The sequence below is a fragment of the Treponema sp. R8-4-B8 genome (assembly GCF_054786175.1).
Map to the genome: position 1 here is coordinate 1 of NZ_BDHE01000076.1, position 1,849 is coordinate 1,849.

Here is a 1,849-nt window from a genome sequence, read left to right on the forward strand (position 1 = left end):
AAAGCAAAATGAAATCGCTTCCGCTTTGAATGTACTGTATCAGTTGGATCAATTAGGTGTGGACGCTGTGATTGCCGCTGATATTGGATTGATGAGGTTGTCTGCGGATAATTTCCCCAATTTGCGGATTCACGGCAGTACGCAAGCGGCGGTAAACAATTCTTACGGGGCGGAATTTTTAAAATCGCTCGGCGTTAAACGCGCGGTATTGGCGCGGGAGTTATCATTGGAAGAGATTGAGGCGACGACAATGGCGTCGCCCATTGAGACGGAGGTATTTATCCACGGCGCGTTGTGTTATTCAATGTCGGGGATGTGTTTGGCGAGCAGTTTTATAGGCGGCGCGAGCGGGAATAGGGGACGGTGTACGCAGGTTTGCAGGAGACGGTTTAAAAGGATCGGTCGGATAAAAGATAGTTCGGTGATAAGCGGTATCGGTACTGATAGTGTTGATCCCGATGGTATTAGTACAGATAATATTAGTACAGACAGTATTGATACCGCAGATGGATATTTCTTCTCCCCGAATGACCTTCAGGCGCTTCCGTTTATTGATAAATTGACAAAGGCCGGAGTTGCGTGTTTCAAGATCGAGGGGCGGATGAAGGGCGCGGAGTATGTTAGCACCGTCGTTAAAGCGTATCGCCATATTATTGATTTTCCTGATGATATAGATTATGCTGAAAAAATGCTGCGCTTTGATTTCGGGCGGGCCAAGACGGTCTTTTTTATGGATGGACGGCGAGTGGAGGCGATAGACCCGAATAGACCGTCAGGTACGGGGATTTTCTTGGGAACGGTTGTTGATTGTGATGGGGGAGCGTTTGTTATCAATAGTATTAACGGTATCAACAGTATTAATACGGATGATACATTGACAATAGAGAAAAACGACCGTTTACGTATCCATCCCAAAGACGGGTTTGAAGGGATTGCGTGTAAGGTGGCAAGTTGTCGATTAATAGGTAGTAATGATGGCCATCAAATAAAAATCACACCATCACAATCAATAAAATGTACGATAGGCGACAGCGTCTTCCTAATTGGCAAGGCCGGTATCAACACAGGTATCAATACAACTATCAATAATACCGATATTGATACCGCTACCGCTATCAACATAAAACCGACCTACCCGTCAGCCAAGCGAATAGCCAACAGTCTAACGCCGCAACATCCACCCATTGATACCGATAGCGTCATCAATCAAAATCCATCAACAAAACCCACGTTATGGTTCAAAGTCGATAGTCTGCAATGGTTAGATATGATAACCGCCACGCCCTGCCAACGCCTGATCTTCGACGCCGGTATCGCCGAGTTGGAATCGTTAATCAGCGCCCGCGAAGCCATAAAGACTTGGCGCTCGCGCATATCCATAGCCCTGTCGCCGTTCATCGAAGAGCCGAAATTGAATTTGTGGCGCGATATTATTGATAAATGTCTTTCTCTCGGCCTGCGCTCTTTCACCGTCTCAAACGTGGGCCACTTCCCGCTCGTAAAAGGCGCCGACAGTCTCGTCTCCGATTCCCTATTGTGGTGTATGAATCGCTTCACCCAGGCGGAACTCCATCGGCACGGCGTCGGCAAATTCGTCTTTTCGTGGGAGAACGAGTACCTAAACATCAGAGATAGCGTCTGCCCGCCCCCCTCGTCGAACACCGTATCCGGCGTAGCCCAAATCTACGGCAGGCCTCCGCTCTTCATATCAAGGATGAAGCCGGCCCTCCCCTGCGGCGAAACGGCGGCAGACCCTCACGGCGGAGCGTTCTTCGTATCAACCAAAAACGACCTCTACTACACTCTCCCGGCAACCCCCGTATCTGTCTCTTATACACATCTAGATGTG

The 1,849-nt window shown here is 48.7% G+C and carries 1 protein-coding gene; it reads left to right on the forward strand.

The window, feature by feature from the left end; all coding sequences use genetic code 11:
• Nucleotides 1-1,849, forward strand: a 1,849-nt coding sequence (locus tag ACYVRA_RS06315; RefSeq protein WP_461251900.1) for a peptidase U32 family protein, incomplete at both ends; no start/stop codon positions are given.